The sequence below is a fragment of the Pseudomonas sp. PDM10 genome (assembly GCF_014852295.1).
In the GTDB taxonomy this organism is placed as follows: Bacteria; Pseudomonadota; Gammaproteobacteria; order Pseudomonadales; family Pseudomonadaceae; genus Aquipseudomonas.
In genome coordinates this window covers 82,643-99,313 of the sequence record NZ_JACVBJ010000007.1, presented here as the reverse complement: position 1 = coordinate 99,313, position 16,671 = coordinate 82,643, and the positions used below count along the sequence as shown (strand labels likewise).

15 protein-coding genes are annotated in these 16,671 nt (G+C 59.9%); 7 read left to right on the top strand and 8 right to left on the bottom strand.

What is annotated here, in order from left to right; all coding sequences use genetic code 11:
- Positions 1-53: 53 nt before the first annotated feature.
- The 3 genes from IB252_RS23595 (at position 54) to IB252_RS23585 (ending at position 2,636) form a co-directional block, all read left to right on the top strand.
- Positions 54-1,202, top strand: coding sequence for an aldose epimerase family protein (locus IB252_RS23595; protein WP_192410443.1), 1,149 nt, complete (start codon positions 54-56; stop codon positions 1,200-1,202).
- Between the two features lie 112 nt (positions 1,203-1,314).
- Entirely contained in the window at positions 1,315-2,136 is an 822-nt protein-coding gene (locus IB252_RS23590; RefSeq protein ID WP_192410442.1) for an aldo/keto reductase, read from the top strand.
- Between the two features lie 29 nt (positions 2,137-2,165).
- Entirely contained in the window at positions 2,166-2,636 is a 471-nt protein-coding gene (locus IB252_RS23585; RefSeq protein ID WP_192410441.1) for a DUF1810 domain-containing protein, read from the top strand.
- On the opposite strand, the gene IB252_RS23580 is transcribed toward IB252_RS23585, so the two are convergent.
- The gene (locus tag IB252_RS23580; RefSeq protein WP_192410440.1) at positions 2,601-4,961 is read right to left on the bottom strand and encodes a DNA polymerase II; all 2,361 of its coding nucleotides are present in this window, start codon (positions 4,959-4,961) and stop codon (positions 2,601-2,603) included. The genes IB252_RS23585 and IB252_RS23580 overlap by 36 nt on opposite strands.
- 405 nt (positions 4,962-5,366) lie before the next feature.
- Between IB252_RS23580 and IB252_RS23575 the strand changes: the two genes are divergently transcribed.
- Positions 5,367-5,807, top strand: coding sequence for a CBS domain-containing protein (locus IB252_RS23575; RefSeq protein WP_008148332.1), 441 nt, complete (start codon positions 5,367-5,369; stop codon positions 5,805-5,807).
- Between the two features lies 1 nt (position 5,808).
- Here IB252_RS23575 and IB252_RS23570 read toward each other — a convergent pair whose 3' ends face one another.
- Positions 5,809-6,432: a glutathione S-transferase family protein gene (locus IB252_RS23570; RefSeq protein ID WP_192410439.1), complete on the bottom strand. Its 624-nt coding sequence runs from the start codon at positions 6,430-6,432 to the stop codon at positions 5,809-5,811.
- A gap of 327 nt (positions 6,433-6,759) precedes the next feature.
- Here IB252_RS23570 and IB252_RS23565 point away from each other — a divergent pair, with 327 nt between their 5' ends.
- Positions 6,760-7,200 (top strand): phage infection protein, encoded by a 441-nt coding sequence (locus tag IB252_RS23565; protein ID WP_192410438.1) that lies wholly within the window; start codon positions 6,760-6,762, stop codon positions 7,198-7,200.
- Between the two features lie 315 nt (positions 7,201-7,515).
- On the opposite strand, the gene IB252_RS23560 is transcribed toward IB252_RS23565, so the two are convergent.
- A complete protein-coding gene (locus IB252_RS23560; protein ID WP_192410437.1) occupies positions 7,516-8,610 on the bottom strand; it encodes a DUF1615 domain-containing protein in 1,095 nt (364 codons plus the stop codon).
- Positions 8,611-8,805: 195 nt separating this feature from the next.
- Between IB252_RS23560 and IB252_RS23555 the strand changes: the two genes are divergently transcribed.
- A complete protein-coding gene (locus IB252_RS23555) occupies positions 8,806-10,341 on the top strand; it encodes an FAD-dependent oxidoreductase (protein WP_192410436.1) in 1,536 nt (511 codons plus the stop codon).
- 119 nt (positions 10,342-10,460) lie between these two features.
- Here IB252_RS23555 and hemB read toward each other — a convergent pair whose 3' ends face one another.
- The 3 genes from hemB to IB252_RS23540 all read right to left on the bottom strand — a co-directional run bounded on the left by hemB (position 10,461) and on the right by IB252_RS23540 (position 13,330).
- Positions 10,461-11,435, bottom strand: a complete 975-nt coding sequence (gene hemB / locus IB252_RS23550) for a porphobilinogen synthase (protein ID WP_046047616.1) — start codon at positions 11,433-11,435, stop codon at positions 10,461-10,463.
- Between the two features lie 318 nt (positions 11,436-11,753).
- Positions 11,754-12,596, bottom strand: a complete 843-nt coding sequence (locus tag IB252_RS23545; protein WP_134099395.1) for a PhzF family phenazine biosynthesis protein — start codon at positions 12,594-12,596, stop codon at positions 11,754-11,756.
- A gap of 20 nt (positions 12,597-12,616) precedes the next feature.
- Positions 12,617-13,330 carry a glutathione binding-like protein gene (locus IB252_RS23540; RefSeq protein ID WP_111452427.1) on the bottom strand — a complete coding sequence of 238 codons (714 nt, stop codon included), beginning with the start codon at positions 13,328-13,330 and terminating at the stop codon, positions 12,617-12,619.
- Between the two features lie 369 nt (positions 13,331-13,699).
- Between IB252_RS23540 and IB252_RS23535 the strand changes: the two genes are divergently transcribed.
- Entirely contained in the window at positions 13,700-14,374 is a 675-nt protein-coding gene (locus tag IB252_RS23535) for a histidine phosphatase family protein (RefSeq protein ID WP_192410435.1), read from the top strand.
- Between the two features lie 133 nt (positions 14,375-14,507).
- Here IB252_RS23535 and mnmH read toward each other — a convergent pair whose 3' ends face one another.
- Positions 14,508-15,611: a tRNA 2-selenouridine(34) synthase MnmH gene (mnmH, locus tag IB252_RS23530; RefSeq protein WP_192410434.1), complete on the bottom strand. Its 1,104-nt coding sequence runs from the start codon at positions 15,609-15,611 to the stop codon at positions 14,508-14,510.
- Complete coding sequence (gene selD / locus IB252_RS23525; RefSeq protein WP_192410433.1) at positions 15,611-16,645, bottom strand: selenide, water dikinase SelD; 1,035 nt, start codon at positions 16,643-16,645, stop codon at positions 15,611-15,613. The genes mnmH and selD overlap by 1 nt, the downstream gene beginning before the upstream one ends.
- Between the last annotated feature and the right edge of the window lie 26 nt (positions 16,646-16,671).

Below are 16,671 nucleotides of genomic sequence, written 5' to 3'. Positions count from 1 at the left end.
TTCGATTATTAGTATGACTACTTAGCCAAAAACAACAAAAAGGAAGGTCAACCATGCTTCAATCCCGACACCCGCTCTGCGCCCTTGGACTGTCCCTGATGATCGCCCCCCTCTGCGCCCAAGCCGCCGGCCTGTCCAGCGAACACAAGGCCTTCGGCAAAACCAATGACGGCACGCCCGTCGAGCAATACATCTTGCGCAACAGCCATGGCCTGACCGCCACGGTCATTACCTACGGCGGCATTTTGCAGTCGCTGAAAGTGCCGGACAAAAACGGCAAGTTCGACGATGTGGTGCTCGGTTTCGATAACGTGCAGGGCTATCAGAGCGGCACGGCGTATTTCGGTGCGACCATCGGGCGCTTCGGCAATCGCCTGGCCAACGGTGCTTTCGAACTGGACGGCAAGCGCTATCAGGTACCGCTCAATGACAGTTCCAATTCGCTGCACGGCGGCCCTCAGGGTTTTGACAAACACGTCTGGAAAGCCCAGCCGAGCAACGGCAAGGATGCGGTCGGCGTGACCCTGACCTACCTGTCGGCGGACGGTGAAATGGGCTTCCCCGGCAACCTGAAAACCGAGGTCACCTACAGCCTCAATGAGCAAAACGAGTTGCGCATCGACTACAAGGCTTCCACCGATAAAGCCACGGTGTTGAACCTGACCAATCACAGCTATTTCAACCTCGCCGGCGCGGGTAACGGTGATGTGCTGAAACAGCTCGCCACCCTGCATGCCAGCCATTACACGCCGGTTACCGGCAAGCTGATCCCGACCGGCGAACTGGCCCCGGTGGCCGGCACACCGATGGACTTCACCCAACCGACCGCCATTGGCAAGCACATCAAAGCCGATCACCCACAGTTGAAATTTGCCGAACCGAAACAGGGTGGCTTCGATTTCAACTGGGTGCTGAACGCCATGGGTGATGTGGGTCAACTCGCCGCCGAGGTCAGCGATCCGCAATCCGGTCGTCGCTTGCAGCTCTACACCACCGAGCCCGGTGTGCAGTTCTACACCAGCAACTTCCTCGACGGTTCGGTCAAGGGCAAGGCTGGCAAGGTCTATCCGCACTGGGGCGCGTTCACGCTGGAGACCCAGCACTATCCGGACTCGCCGAATCAGCCGACCTTTCCGTCCACGCGCCTGGACCCGGGCAAGACCTATGCCCAGAGCACCGTCCTGAAGTTTTCTACCCAGTAAGGCCCAACACGATCATGTAGCAGCTGCCACAGCTGCTACAGGTCGATGGAACCACCGGGGGATTCTGTTGCCAACCGATGAGTACTCATCGATTCAAAATAAGGAGATTTGAATGCGGACCCTCGAACTGGCCGGCGTCAACGTACCGGTCATCGGTCAAGGCACCTGGCGCATGGGCGAAGACCGTTCCCGGCACACCCAGGAAGTGGCGGCTTTGCGCCTGGGTATCGAACTAGGCATGACCCTCATCGACACCGCTGAAATGTACGGCGAGGGCGGCGCTGAGGAAGTGGTCGGTGAAGCCATCGCCGGCAGGCGTGATGAAGTGTTTCTGGTCAGCAAGGTGTACCCGCACAACGCCAGCCGCAAAGGCATCCCCCAGGCGTGCGAACGCAGTCTGCGGCGGCTGGATACCGATTACATCGATCTCTACCTGCTGCACTGGCGCGGCCAGTATCCCCTCGAAGAAACGGTCGAAGCCTTCGAACGCCTGCGGGTCGAAGGCAAGATCGGTCGCTGGGGCGTCTCCAATTTTGACGTCGACGACCTGGAGGAACTGGTCTCACCGGCCTGTGCCACCAATCAGGTGCTCTACAACCTGGAAGAACGCGGCATCGAGTTCGACCTGCTGCCCTGGAGCCGCCAGCATCGAATGCCGGTCATGGCCTACTGTCCGATCGGTCAGGGCGGGCCTATGCTGAACCATACAACGCTCAAGCAAATAGCCGCCCGTCACCGTGTGACGCCGGCCCAGGTAGCGCTGGCATGGATGCTGCGTAACGAAGGCGTGATCGCCATCCCCAAAGCGGTCCGACCCGAGCACATACAACTCAACGCGCAAGCGGCGCAATTGCAACTGGAGGCTGGGGATTTGGAGGCGCTGGACCAGGCGTTTCGCGCGCCACAACGCAAACAGCGGTTGGCCATGGTCTGAGCCATCGCAGTCTGTCAGAGGGCTTCGGCATGAGAAGCACTGATCAGGACGATTACTTTAATCTGCAACGCTTTATCCAGGCACAGGACCCGGTGTTCAAACGGGTCCAGGCCGAGCTGAATGCCGGCCACAAGCGCAGTCACTGGATGTGGTTCATCTTTCCGCAATTCTCAGGGTTGGGCGGCAGCGAGATGTCCCGCCACTTTGCCATTCGTTCCAAAGAGGAAGCTGAGGCGTACCTCAATCATCCGCTACTGGGTTCACGGTTGCGCACCTGCACGCAAATGGTGCTGAACATCGAAAAAAGCTCGGTGGCCGGCATATTCGGCCATCCCGACGATCTCAAGTTTCACTCTTCCATGACGCTGTTCGCCCAGGTTGCCGGCGCTAACAGTGACTTTCATCGAGCACTTGACCAGTATTTCCACGGCATCCTGGATGACTGGACGTTGTTGCTGCTGGACTCAAAACAGGCCCAACTGCCCACCAATCAACGTTGAAAAGTCGTCGTCCACGAAGGGCAGAATGGCGTCCGCTACCGGTTGCAGTTGCCGGGTGACGTAGTGGTCGTAATCGATGGGAGCGCTGCGGATTTCCAGCGGCTCGGGCCCGGCGACGGTGATCACGTAACTGATCCAGCCACCGTTCTGGTATTGCCGCGGACGGCCCTGCAGGTCGTTGTACTCATCGGCAATCCGCGCGGCACGCACGTGGGGCGGCACGTTGCGCTGATAGTCATCGAGGGTGCGGCGCAGGCGCTTGCGGTAGATCAGGCGATCGTCGAACTCCCCCGCCAAGGTCTTGCGCACGTAGTCGCGCACATACTCCTGATAGGGTTTGCGATTGAAGATGCGCAGGTACAGCTCCTGCTGGAATTGCCGGGCCAGCGGCGACCAGTCGGTGCGCACGGTTTCCAGGCCTTTGTAGACCATTTCGTCGGTGCCATCGGCGCGGGTCACAAGCCCGGCATAACGCTTCTTGCTGCCCTCCTCGGCGCCACGAATGGTCGGCATCAGAAAGCGCTTGTAGTGGGTTTCGAACTGCAACTCCAACGCACTTTCCAGACCGTATTGCTGCTGCACATGCTCGCGCCACCACTGGTTGACGTGATCCACCAGCGCGTGGCCGATCTGTGCGGCTTCTTGTTGACCATGGGCACGGCGCAACCAGACGAAGGTCGAGTCGGTGTCGCCGTAAATCACCGTATGGCCCTGGGCTTCGATCAGCTGTCGCGTACGCAGCATGATCTCGTGACCGCGCAGCGTGATGGACGACGCCAGGCGTGTGTCGAAAAAGCGGCAACCGCTGGAACCGAGCACGCCGTAAAAAGCGTTCATGATGATTTTCAGGGCCTGGGACAGCGGCGCGTTATGTTCGCGCTTGGCGGTTTCACGCCCTTCGGCGACCCGGGCGACGATGGCGGGCAGGCAATGCCGGGTTCTGGAAAAACGCGCGCCGCGAAAGCCTGGCACCGACTCACTGTCATCCGGATGTTTGAGCCCCTCGATCAAGCCCACCGGGTCGATGAGAAAGGTACGGATGATCGACGGATAGAGGCTTTTGTAGTCGAGCACCAGCACCGATTCGTACAGGCCCGGTTGCGAGTCCATGACAAACCCGCCGGGGCTGGCTTGCGCAGGCTTGTTCCCAAGGTTCGGCGCGACGAAACCCTGGCGGTGCATCAGCGGCATGTACAGGTGCGTGAACGCCGCCACCGAGCCGCCGCTGCGATCCGCCGGCAACCCGGTGACGCTGGCCCGTTCCAGCAGAAAGGTCAGCAGTTCGGTCTTGGCGAAAATTCGCGTTACCAGCTCGCAGTCCTTGAGGTTGTACTTGGCCAAGGCTGGTTTGTCCTCGGCGAACATGCGGTTGATTTCGTCCATGCGCTGGTACGGGTTGTCGATCGACTTGCCCTCGCCAAGCAGGGTTTGCGCGACGTTCTCCAGGCTGAACGAGGGGAAACTCCAGGTCGCCGAGCGCAGGGATTCGATGCCGTCGATGATCAGCCGGCCCGCGGCCGAGGCGAAGTAATGGGTGCGGCTCCCGTGTTCGCGCCACTGCATTTCTTCGCCGCCACGCCCCAGTTTCAGCGGCACCGCCAGCCGCCGGGCATGTTCGTGGAGCACGCGCAGGTCGAACTGTACGACGTTCCAGCCGATGATCGCGTCGGGGTCGTGGCGGGCGAACCATTCGTTGAGTTTTTTCAGCAGCAGGGTTCGGGAATCGCAGTATTCGAGCTGGAAATCCACTTCACTGTCGTCGCCATTGGGCGGGCCAAGCATGTAGACCTGGCGCTCGCCGCAGCCTTCCAGTGCGATGGAGTACAGCTCGCCTTGAGCGGTGGTTTCAATGTCCAGGGAGACCAGCCTGAGGCTCGGACGATAGTCGGGGTCGGGTTTCATCTGCGCATCGAGCAGCAGGCCCTCGGCGTTCGGCGTGCCACTGAACCGGACCGGCGCAGTGATGAAACGCTCCATCATGTAGCGATCCGGCGGGCGCACATCGGCTTCGAACATGTCGACGCCGGCCTTGCGCAGCGCGGTTTCCAGACGCATCAGTTGACCGTGCTGCTGGCAATACACACCGAGTACCGGGCGGTGCTCGAAATCCAGCAACGCCAACGGCCGCAGCTCAACGTTCTTTTCGCCGCGCAGCAACGCTTCAGCCTGCTCGCGCTGGGCGGCGGGGATGAACGCCACCGACGGTTGATGAGGCAGGCGGATCCGCTGGGGACCGGTGTCGGTCGCCAGCCAGAACTCGACTTCCGTACCGGCCGGGGTATCGCGCCAATGCCGGGTCAGGACGAAGCCCCGCTGTAAATCCACCACTGCAACCTCAAGATTTGATTCAGAGGGAGATTCTACGCGGGATCGGGATGGAGAGCGTGGTGGCATCGCCCCCTCACCCTAACCCTCTCCCCAGAGGGTATAGGGGGCTGACCGAGGTGTTTTCAAGAGATATTGCGACCGAGAAAATTGAGTCGAACTCGAGTTCGAAAACCACGAGGATCGGCTCCCTTTCCCCCTCTCCCCTGTGGGGAGAGGGCTGGGGTGAGGGGTGGCTCTTGACATCGCGGCCAGATTGCAGGTGTTTATCGACCTGGTACGGAGATATTCGGAAGAAAAACCGCTGAATGGCGTTTTTTGCGCGTTATCTGCCGCTTTCTGCCTTGCCCTCAGCGCCCGTGTCTACGATTCTTCAAGGACAACGACAACACCTGAGAAACTGCCATGAAAACCGTCGCCCAACTGCTGAAGTTAAAGGCTGAACAGAATCATGAGGTCCACACCATTGCACCGCATCAAATGGTGCTGGAAGCGCTGATGGTCATGGCCGCCAAAAACGTCGGCGCCTTGCCGGTCTTGAGGAATGGCGAGGTCGTCGGCATCATCAGCGAGCGTGACTATGCGCGCAAACTCGTGCTCAAGGGACGCTCCTCCGTCGGTACACCAGTCGAAGACATCATGGTGTCGCCGGTGATCACCGTGGACACCCATCAAACCGTCGAAACCTGCATGGGCATCATGTCCGACAAACGCCTGCGCCACTTGCCGGTGGTGGAAAACGGCCAGTTGATCGGTTTGCTGTCGATCGGCGACCTGGTCAAGGAAGCCATCGCCGAACAGGCTGAATTGATTCGCCAGTTGGAGCAGTACATCCGCGGCGAATAGATCAATCAGGCCAATGCCGCGCGAAGACCGGTGCCAATGTCGGGTGCCGGTCAATGCGCGTAAGCCAGGCGAAAAAACCTGGCCTTGCACTGCGTAAATACTCCCGGCTACCCGCCCATCTGGAAACCACCGCCGCCAGTACATCCAAAGCTCCCGGCGTCTCGTCGCCCAGATACAAATCGCCCGAAAACTGATCGGCAAACACCTCCCAACTCCTGTGCAGTCGCGCGCGGGCGCCGGCCATGAGGTTTTGCCTGGACGATTCATCCGCCTCGGCCAACCAGCGCTCGGGGTAGTCGATGATGCCAATCGCCGAATAGCAATTGCTGACGATGTACACCAGGCCGCGAATGGCCTGATCCCGCGCGGCGGTGTTTTTTGGCAGCAGGTTTGATTGGGGGAAGGTGAGCCCCAGGTGAATCAGAATCGCCGCGCTCTCGGTGAGAACGCTGCCATCGGGCAATTGCAGGGTCGGGACCTGCTTGAGCGGATTGAGCTTCTCCAGTGCATGGGTCGCCTCGGGAGAGGCTTCAACATCGATGAAGCGGTAAGGAATTTCGCAAAGTTCCAGTGCCGCTTCTATCGCGGCAGCGCCGGAGTTCTGGTGTCCGTATAGCTGGTACATATCGCGCGCTCCTGGCGAAACGAAAATAGAGTCAGCCGACGAGCGAACACTCGTCAACGGCCAGTCTAGCCGGTGAACGCCTGGATGAATTGGCGACCCGCAAAGACATCAGCCTTCGCGCTGTTCATGCTGTGGGTCGGGTTGTGGCGCAAGTTTGTTCGCCGTCGCACCTGAGTCGTTGAACGCAACCATCATGCTCGCGTGGGGGGCATTGTCCTTCCTATCATTGCCGTCGATGTTCACCATCATGGCAATGAAGTTCTCATAAAAAATCCGCGGCGTAACATCAGCTCCAGACCCAACAACTACACCCCGGAGCACACCATCATGAAACGCCAAATCTTCCTCAGCATCGCTTTCTCGGTTTTTGCAGTTAACGCTTTCGCCGCTACCTCTGTTCACCCGGTTGTCGCTGAAGGCGGCTCGGATCGACTGATCGAAAGCCGTGTGGCAGAAGGTGGTTCCGACCGTCTGATCGAAAACCGCGTCGCTGAAGGTGGCTCCGATCGTCTGATCGAGAATCGCGTTGCCGAAGGTGGCTCCGATCGTCTGATCGAGAATCGCGTTGCTGAAGGTGGCTCCGATCGTCTGATCGAAAACCGCGTCGCTGAAGGTGGCTCGGATCGTCTGATCGAAAACCGCGTCGCTGAAGGTGGCTCGGATCGTCTGATCGAAAACCGCGTCGCTGAAGGTGGCTCGGACCGTCTGATCGAAAACCGCGTCGCTGAAGGTGGTTCGGATCGTCTGATCGAAAGCCGCGCTGTATAAATGAATGGTTTTACCGCGGTACTCAATGAAAACCCGGCCTTATCAGCCAAATGCTGTTCACTTAAGCGCGGCGTCCACATTTGTGGCGAGGGGATTTAGCGAAACGTCGCACCGCCCCGTTGGGCTGCGAAGCGGCCCCAGCGTCTTTTCAGACAGACTAAGTTGTCTGGATTACGACTGCTTCGCAGCCGAACGGGGTGGTGCGGCATTCCGATAAATCCCCTCGCCACAGGCTCTAGCTCGACTGAAGAATGTCTTAAGTGAACAGCATTAGCCTTATCAGCCGGGTTTTTTACGCCTGTTTTTTGCGTTCGGTCACTTGCCGGCCCGCGCCATGCAACGCTGATAACGCTCATCGACCCGTTTGGCAAACCACGCCGTGGTGAGTTTGCGGGTGATTTTCGGGCTTTGTAGCTCAATCCCCGGCAACACCGCACGCGGTAATGGCCGACCTTCCGCCTGTTCGGCCAGGGCAAAAACCCGTGCATAGAGTTGGGTGTCCTCGAATTCGAAGTTTTTGCCTTCCTCCAATTGGTCCCGAATGGTCGGATTGCGCATGCCCAGTTGCTTGCCGAGCGTTCGCACCGCCAATTCCGTGGTGCCAGGCATAATCGAATCGTAGCGGACCAGGTCACCATCCAGCGCCAGCGGTATGCCCGACGCGCGACTCACCGCGTTCTGAAACGCGGCATTGCGACTGGCGTACCAACCGGCATTGAAATCGGCAAAGCGATACAACGGTTGTTTGTAGCTCACCGGATAACCGAGCAAGTGGGCGATACCGAAGTACATCCCGCCGCGACGACTGAACACTTCATGACGGATCGAGCCGGCCACCGGGTACGGATACGCCTTCGCCTGTTGCTCGGCGAAATCGATGCTGACCTGCATCGGCCCACCGGTGTGCACCGGGTTGAACCCACCGAACAGCGTCCGGCCCATGGGCACCATGCCGATGAAGTCATCGAAGATCGCGCTGAGCTCTTTCTCGCTGCGCGCCGCATTGAGTCGGTCGCTGTAGCTTTTGCCATTGGATGAACTCACCTGCAGCGCACCGCTCACCAGTAGGCCGGGAATGTGGGCTTTGTCGGCGCGGCGGTCGATCTCCTCGCGGGCGATTTTGCCCAGGCCCGGTACCGGTGGGTCCACCTGAAAGGTCGATTCCTGCTCGGTGACCGCCAGTACCGAGCACAGGTTTTGGGTGGATGGATAAATGTTCTGGGCAGCCAATGCTGCGTAAATATCGGTAGCCCAGCCCTGGCGATCGGCGGTTTGGGCCGGCAGCAGGCGCACGATCTCGGCCTTGACCTCGGCAGGCTTGCGCGCAGGGAGCTCTTGCGTGCGCTGAGAGCCGCAACCCGCCAGCACCAGTAGCGCGGCGACGCTCATCATCAATCGATTGGCTTGCATGTTGCTCCATCAAATCCGTTGAGCCGGGGTAACCATACGATCAATGGCATGGCGCAGGCTATGACTGTGGCTGCCGCGTCCTGTTCCGCGTTTTGGCTTAACTGATCGGCGGAGACGTTTTTCCGTTTGGCAGACAACCTGCCCGTCCGTCGCGGCTGAACCATACTTGAGCCACACACCGAGGAGGACAGTCTCATGAACCGTAGCGACGTTCTGATCATCGGCGCCGGCCCGACCGGACTGGTGTTGGCGCTGTGGCTGAGCAAGCTTGGCGTGCAAGTGCGCATCATCGACAAGACGTCGGCACCCGGAACCACCTCGCGGGCGCTGGCCGTCCAGGCGCGGACGCTGGAGCTGTATCGCCAGCTCGACCTCAGCCATGCGGTGGTGCAGAACGGTCATCGAGTGGCCGCCGCCAATTTCTGGGTCAAGGGCGAACCCGTGGCGCGCATGCCGCTGAGCCGCATTGGCGAAGGTCTGACGCCCTATGCGTTCCTCGAAATCTTTCCTCAAGACGAACACGAACGGCTGCTGATAGACCGCCTCGAAGCCTTTGGCATCAAGGTGGAGCGCAACACAGAACTTGAGAGTTTCATGGAAACCGGTGACGGCATCACCGCCTATTTGCGCTTGGCCGATGGTCAGGAGGAAACCTGCCAGGCCTGCTATCTGGCGGGTTGCGACGGTGCCCGGTCGATCGTGCGCAAGACCCTGGACACCGGATTTCCCGGTGGCACCTACCAGCAGATTTTCTACGTCGCCGACGTGCAAGCCAGCGGGCCGACGTTCAACGGCGAACTGCATGTGGATCTTGATGAAGCGGATTTTCTCGCGGTGTTTCCCTTGGGCGGTGAAGGCCGCGCCCGTCTGATCGGGACCGTACGCGACGAGCGCGCCGAGCAAGCCGAAACCCTGCAATTTGAAGACGTCAGCAGCCGGGCCATCGAGCATATGAAAGTAAAGATCGAGCAACTGAACTGGTTCTCGACCTACCGGGTGCATCATCGGGTGGCGGATCATTTTAGTACCGGGCGCGCGTTTCTATTGGGTGACGCCGCCCACGTCCACAGCCCTGCCGGTGGCCAGGGCATGAACACCGGCATTGGCGACGCCATCAACCTCGCCTGGAAATTCGCGGCGGTGTTGAGCGGCGGCGCTGAGGCCAAACTCCTCGACACGTACGAAACCGAGCGCATCGCGTTTGCCCGCAAACTGGTCGCCACCACGGACAGAGTGTTCACTTTCGTCACGGCCGAAGGGCGCATCGCCGATGTGCTGCGCACGCGTCTGGCGCCGTTCGTGATTCCGAAAATGGCATCGTTTGAGGCGTCCCGCGAGTTCCTGTTTCGCACGGTGTCGCAGATCACCCTGAATTATCGCGGGATGCCGTTGAGTACGGGTGTGGCCGGTCATGTTCACGGCGGCGACCGCCTGCCCTGGGCTCACGACGGTGAGGGGGACAATTTCGAATCGCTGAAGTGTTTGACCTGGCAGGTGCATGTGTATGGCGACACCAGCGATGAAATGATCGCCTGGTGCCACGAACATCATTTGCCGTTGCATGTGTTTGACTGGCGGCCGGCGTTTGAAGCGGCTGGCCTGGGGCGTAACGGGTTTTACCTGTTGCGGCCGGATACGTATGTGGCGATTGCCGACAACTCTGCCGATCCCAAGGTGATCGAGCGGTACTTCCGGGATCACGGGATCAGGCCGTTTTTCGGCGCCCGCTAATGATCGTTCCCACGCTCTGCGTGGGAATGCAGCCCGGGACGCTCTGCGTCCCAGAAGCGGACGCGGAGCGTCCATTGAGGCATTCCCACGCAGAGCGTGGGAACGATCACGTCAAGGCATCAGATCCCGGCCAGCGCCAGGTCCATCGCGAAGTAAGTGAAGATCAGATCCGCCCCGGCCCGCTTGATCGCGCCAAGGCTCTCACGCACCACGCGATCCTCATCGATCGCCCCGGCCTGGGCGGCGAATTTGATCATCGCGTACTCGCCGCTCACCTGATACGCCGACAGCGGCAAACGCGAGGCTTCACGGATGTCGCGGATGATGTCCAGGTACGCGCCGGCCGGTTTGACCATCAGTGCGTCAGCGCCTTCCTGCTCGTCCATCAGTGATTCGCGCACGGCTTCGCGGCGGTTCATCGGGTTCATCTGATAACTTTTGCGGTCGCCCTTGAGTGCGCTGCCGCCGGCTTCACGGAACGGACCGTAGAGCGCCGAGGCAAACTTGGTCGAATAGGCCATGATCGCGGTCTGGTTGAAACCCGCTTCATCGAGCGCCCGGCGAATGGCCTGGACCTGCCCGTCCATGGCGGCCGACGGGGCGATCACGTCGGCGCCGGCACGGGCCGCGGCCACCGCTTGTTTGCCGAGATTGATCAGGGTCTGGTCGTTGTCGACCTCATGGTTGTGCAGCACGCCGCAATGACCATGGTCGGTGTACTCACAGAAGCAGGTGTCGGACATCACGATCATGTCCGGCACCGCATCCTTGGCGATGCGCGACATGCGCGACACCAGACCGTTGTCGCTCCAGGTGTCGCTGCCGTTGCCGTCCAAATGGTGCGACACGCCGAACGTCATCACCGACTTGATCCCCGCGCGGGCATAACGCTCGATTTCACCCGCCAGTTTCGACTCTGGAATACGCATCACGCCGGGCATGCTTTTGATCGGTACGAAGTCGTCGATCTCTTCCTCGACGAAAATCGGCAACACCAGATCGTTCAAGCTGAACTCGGTTTCCTGGAACAGGCTGCGCAGGCTCGCATTGCGGCGCAGACGGCGTGGACGTGCTTCGGGGAACTGACTGGACATGTGGATTTCCTGAAAAACGAAGGACGAGACGAAAGTCGTAGGGGGCGAAGCTTATGCCTTGCAAGGCGCGGGGCACAAACCTCGATCGCGGAATAAGCCCTTACCGGTTCGGCAATAGTCACCGCGATACAAGCCCCTGTAGCAGCTGCGTTGTGGCGAGGGGATTTATCCCCGTTCGGCCGCGAAGCGGTCGTAAAACCTGAACGCACGATCTATCTGATGCACCGCGTTGTCTGAATTCAAGACTGCTTCGCAGCCGAACGGGGATAAATCCCCTCGCCACAACGCAGCTGCTACAGGGTTTTGTGGCAAGTTCTGCTAGAGCGTCAAGGTTCCGCTGATGCAGGTCACCACAGAACCGCCGATCCAGATCTCGTCGCCCACCTGCTCGACCTGAATGCGTCCGGCGCGGCCCATGGTCAGGCCCTGGCTGACCACATAGGACGCCGGCGCCAGTCCTTCGCTGAGCAACCATTGGGCAATTCCGGCGTTCAGGCTTCCGGTGGCGGGGTCTTCCGGCATGCCGTCGCCGGAGATGAACGCCCGCACCTCGAACTGTGCGTCATCACCCTCGCGCTCGGGATGCCATGGCGCGATGACACCGACGGCCAGGCCAAGCATTTGCGAATGATCCGGTTGCAGGTCCAGCACCTGCTGGCGATCCTCGACCATCACGGCCAGCCATCCGGCACCGTTGTCGACCCACTGAGTGCGCACAATCGCCCCCGATTCCAGCCCGAGCCCCCGCCGCACCCGTTCAACCACATCCGCCTCCACCGGCCCGGTCCTGAGCAATGGCGGTGCGAGAAAGGCCAGCTCTGCCCCTTGTCGACGAACCCGCACCAGCCCCACACCGCACTCCTGAATAATCTCTTCGCCCTTGGGCACGCCACCGGCCTCCAGCCACGCATGGCAGGTGCCCAGTGTCGGATGACCGGCGAACGGCAATTCGTTCAGGGTGGTGAAGATCCGCACGCGATAATCGGCGCGAGGATCGCGCGGTTCGAGTATGAATGTGGTTTCGCTGAGGTTGGTCCAGCTGGCGAACGCCGCCATGCGCTCATCACTGAGCTCATCGGCGCCGAACACCACCGCCAACGGATTGCCCTTGAGCGCAACACGGCTGAAGACATCTACTTGCTTGAAATCGAATGAGTGCATGGCCTTCCTTGGTTTCTTGATCAAATCGAAGCGTTTTGCTTGGGAATTTCCAGCCCGCGCATCACCGCCGGCCGCGCCAGAAAGCGCTCCAGCACCCGCGTGACGTTGGTGAAGTCCTTTATGCCCACCAGCTCGCCGGCCTCATAGAAGCCGATCAGGTTGCGCACCCAGGGGAAGGTCGCGATGTCCGCGATGGTGTAGCGCTCGCCCATGATCCAGTCGCGCCCTTCCAGGCGGTTATTGAGCACATTAAGCAGGCGCTTGCTTTCATCGACGTAGCGGTCGCGGGGACGCTTGTCCTCATAGTCTTTGCCGGCAAATTTGTTGAAAAAGCCGAGCTGGCCAAACATCGGCCCGATACCGCCCATCTGAAACATCAGCCACTGAAGGGTCTCGTATCGCGCCGCCGATTCCTGGGCCAGCAATTGCCCGCTCTTGTCGGCCAGGTAAATCAGAATCGCCCCGGACTCGAACAGCGCCAGGGGTTGGTCCCCCGGACCGTGGGGGTCGAGGATGGCCGGGATCTTGTTGTTGGGGTTCAGTGAAAGAAATTCGGGGGACATCTGGTCATTGGTTTCGAAGCCCACACGATGCGGTTCGTAGGGCAGTCCGATCTCTTCGAGCATGATCGACACCTTGACGCCGTTGGGGGTCGGCAAGGAGTAAAGCTGGATCCACTCGGGGTATTGAGCCGGCCATTTTCGGGTAATCGGGAACGCGGACAGATCGGTCATGGGAAGCATCCACACGGAAAAAGTAGACGCTGATCATAATGTAGGGTTGCCGACGGCTGCGATCTTTTGGCGTTATCAATATTGCTGATGAGCATGATCAGAAGATTGCAGCCTGTGAATGGCGCCAACACGTGTACTGTGTCCATAAATCGGCAACATCCTGTCGATAACCTCTGCTCCACCCATCTCAGGTTGCCGCTACAGTGCTGCGCACTTGCTCGGATCGAACCAAATGGGCCTCAGAGGACTCTGAGCATCGCCCTTTCGGAAACGGGCCGGCCCAACGACATGGAAAACACCCGACGCAGGGAGCTCGCGGTGTAAAGGTTTGTCAGCCTTAACCGAATGCGCTGAAGATCACCTATTCAAATGATGAACCTTTTGAAATTCGCCAAACGCTTCAAGTATCGCGCGTATGTGGTCCTGCCCTCCCTGTTGGCGGTCTGCGCGCTGTTCCTGTTCCTTGAATCCAGCGAAAGCCGCGCCCAACCGATGGACGGCACCCAGACGCTGGTGTTCATGCGCCACGCGGAAAAACCCGAAGGCGGCCTCGGCCAGCTCAACTGCCAGGGCCTGAACCGTGCCATCGACCTGGCCACCTTGCTGCCGGAAAAATTCGGCAAGGCCAACTATGTATTTGCCGCCAACCCGACGCGCAATGTCGAAGAAGGCGAACTGGACAATTCCTACAGTTACATCCGCCCCCTGATGACCATCAGCCCCAGCGCGATCAAGCTTGGTTTGCCGGTGAACATCAACTTCTCGGCCAACGACACCAGTGATCTGGCCGATGAATTGCTCCTCGACAAATATCACAACTCGGTCATCTACACCGCCTGGTCCCACGGTTACCTGCCGGAGCTGATCAACAAGGTCGCAGGGGAAGCCATCGGCAAGAAACAGAACATCATCGACGACTGGGAATCCAACGACTACGACTCGCTGTACGTGCTCACCCTGACCTGGCACAACGGCAAGGCCAGCCTGGTGAGCCACGCCTACAAGCAAGGTCTGAATAATGGGCAGGAGACCTGTCCGACATAAGCTTTTAGAGATTTGGCGCCTGTCAGGGCCTCATCGCGAGCAGGCTCGCTCCCACATTATGCCAAGTTGTCTGAATAAACTCGGTCAAAATGTGGGAGCGGGCTTGCTCGCGAAGGGGCCGGAAAAAACACCATCAACTTCGTTGACTGACCCGCTCTCGCAGATACTCAAGGACGGCAGCCCGCTCTCCAGCGAATTCAATGCGCCCCCCTTTCTTCTCCCGCTGAAACGCATACATCGGGTCGTAATACTCACGAAGCAACCCTTCGATCCAGCCCCGGTGCAAGTCCACTGCCCCGCTGCTCGCCTGCTCCGCCAGCGCGTCTTCCATCAACATCAACAGCCGCCGATGGCGCTCACCGCCCAGACGTTTCTGCACATTGTTCAGGCTCTCCAGCAAACGCTCGGAAAACAGCGCGAAACCTTCATCGCCATGCACGCTGATGAACTCGGCACACAAGTCCACCACGTAATCGCGCAGGATCCGTTCGACCCGCCCTTCCAGGCTGTCTTCCAGCCAGACCATCGGAAACTGCTGCATACCCTGAAACAGCGGCAACGGCAGCGCACAACTGCCGATCGCGCGGCTCTCGTCTTCCAGCACAAACTGCTCGATGCCGTCGGCGCGCTTCTTCAGCACGTCCACTGCCAGGCGGTTCTCAAAATCGATGTTGGAGGGTTGGCCGGTCGCGCGTTTACCGAAACTGGAGCCGCGATGATGGGCGTGACCTTCAAGGTCCAGGCCGTTGCGCAACTGCGTGAGCACTTCGGTTTTGCCGGTGCCGGTCATGCCGCCCAGCAACACGAAGTCACACTGGGCAACCGCCTGATCGAGCGTGTCGAGCAAGAAGGTGCGCATCGCCTTGTAGCCACCACCCACTCGCGGATAGTCGATGCCCGCCTCGTCCTTGAGCCATTGCTGGACGATCTGCGAACGCAAACCGCCGCGAAAACAATACAAATACCCATCAGGATGAGCCCGGGCAAAATCGGCCCAGGCCTGGACGCGCTCGGCTTTTATCTCACCAGACACCAACTGGTGCCCCAGCGTAATGGCCGCTTGCTGACCGTGTTGCTTGTAACAAGTGCCGACCCGTTGCCGCTCATGGTCATTCATCAGCGGCAGGTTAATCACGCCGGGGAATGAGCCTTTGAGAAATTCGACCGGCGCACGGGCATCCATCATCGGTCGGTCGTTGAGGAAAATGTCGCGGTAATCGGTGAATTCGATGGACATCAAAACACCTCAACCGCGTTCGTCTGTCGCTCGATCAGTTCACCGATCGGCTCAAGGGTAAGGCCCAGCTCGGCGGCCACTTTGAGGAAGTGTTCGTTGCCTTCGGGGGTGACCGCAACCAGCAGGCCACCGCTGGTCTGCGGATCGCAGAGCACGCGTTTGTGCATTTCCTGAAGACGCCCAAGCTTGCTGGCGTAGCTGTCGAAGTTGCGCAGCGTCCCGCCGGGCACACAGCCTTGGTCGAGGTAATACTCGACACCTGGCAGACGCGGTACGCGGTCGTACTCGATGCGAGCGGTCACGTTGCTGCCGTCGGCCATTTCCACCAAATGCCCCAGCAGACCAAAACCGGTGACATCGGTCATCGCGGTGACGCCTTCGAGTTTGCCGAAGCGGCTGCCGGGTTTGTTCAGGGTGCACATCCAGTCGCGGGCCAGGCCAATGTCGGCATGGCGCAATTTGCCCTTCTTCTCGGCGGTGGTGAGGATGCCGATACCCAGCGGTTTGGTGAGGTAAAGCAGGCAACCGGCGGTGGCGGTGTCGTTGCGCTTCATATGGCGCTTTTCCACCAGACCGGTCACAGCGAGGCCGAAGATCGGCTCCGGCGCGTCGATGGAATGCCCACCAGCCAGCGGGATCCCCGCTTCATCGCAGACCGAACGGCCGCCGCGAATCACTTCCCGGGCAATCTCCGGCGCCAGTACGTTGACCGGCCAGCCGAGGATCGCAATCGCCATCAACGGATCGCCGCCCATGGCGTAGATGTCGCTAATGGCGTTGGTGGCGGCGATGCGGCCGAAGTCGAACGGGTCGTCGACGATCGGCATAAAGAAGTCGGTGGTCGAGACCACGCCGCGTTCTTCATCAATGGCGTACACCGCCGCGTCATCGCGCGAGGCGTTGCCGACCCAGAGTTTCGGGTCAAGGTTCTGCGCCCCGCTGCCGGCCAGAATCACTTCCAGCACCTGGGGAGAAATCTTGCAGCCACATCCGGCACCGTGGCTGTATTGGGTCAGACGAATCGGTTCGCTCATGGGGGGCACATCTCGTGAAGTCAGTG

Bases quoted from the DNA above. Each gene is read 5' to 3' on its own strand.
- IB252_RS23540 (WP_111452427.1), bottom strand. From the start codon at position 13,330: ATGACCGATCTGTCCGCGTTCCCGATTACCCGAAAATGGCCGGCTCAA.
- IB252_RS23545 (WP_134099395.1), bottom strand. From the start codon at position 12,596: ATGCACTCATTCGATTTCAAGCAAGTAGATGTCTTCAGCCGTGTTGCG.
- mnmH (WP_192410434.1), bottom strand. From the start codon at position 15,611: ATGTCCATCGAATTCACCGATTACCGCGACATTTTCCTCAACGACCGA.
- hemB (WP_046047616.1), bottom strand. From the start codon at position 11,435: ATGTCCAGTCAGTTCCCCGAAGCACGTCCACGCCGTCTGCGCCGCAAT.
- IB252_RS23565 (WP_192410438.1), top strand. From the start codon at position 6,760: ATGAAACGCCAAATCTTCCTCAGCATCGCTTTCTCGGTTTTTGCAGTT.
- IB252_RS23555 (WP_192410436.1), top strand. From the start codon at position 8,806: ATGAACCGTAGCGACGTTCTGATCATCGGCGCCGGCCCGACCGGACTG.
- selD (WP_192410433.1), bottom strand. From the start codon at position 16,645: ATGAGCGAACCGATTCGTCTGACCCAATACAGCCACGGTGCCGGATGT.
- IB252_RS23585 (WP_192410441.1), top strand. From the start codon at position 2,166: ATGAGAAGCACTGATCAGGACGATTACTTTAATCTGCAACGCTTTATC.
- IB252_RS23570 (WP_192410439.1), bottom strand. From the start codon at position 6,432: ATGTACCAGCTATACGGACACCAGAACTCCGGCGCTGCCGCGATAGAA.
- IB252_RS23590 (WP_192410442.1), top strand. From the start codon at position 1,315: ATGCGGACCCTCGAACTGGCCGGCGTCAACGTACCGGTCATCGGTCAA.
- IB252_RS23575 (WP_008148332.1), top strand. From the start codon at position 5,367: ATGAAAACCGTCGCCCAACTGCTGAAGTTAAAGGCTGAACAGAATCAT.
- IB252_RS23595 (WP_192410443.1), top strand. From the start codon at position 54: ATGCTTCAATCCCGACACCCGCTCTGCGCCCTTGGACTGTCCCTGATG.
- IB252_RS23535 (WP_192410435.1), top strand. From the start codon at position 13,700: ATGATGAACCTTTTGAAATTCGCCAAACGCTTCAAGTATCGCGCGTAT.
- IB252_RS23560 (WP_192410437.1), bottom strand. From the start codon at position 8,610: ATGCAAGCCAATCGATTGATGATGAGCGTCGCCGCGCTACTGGTGCTG.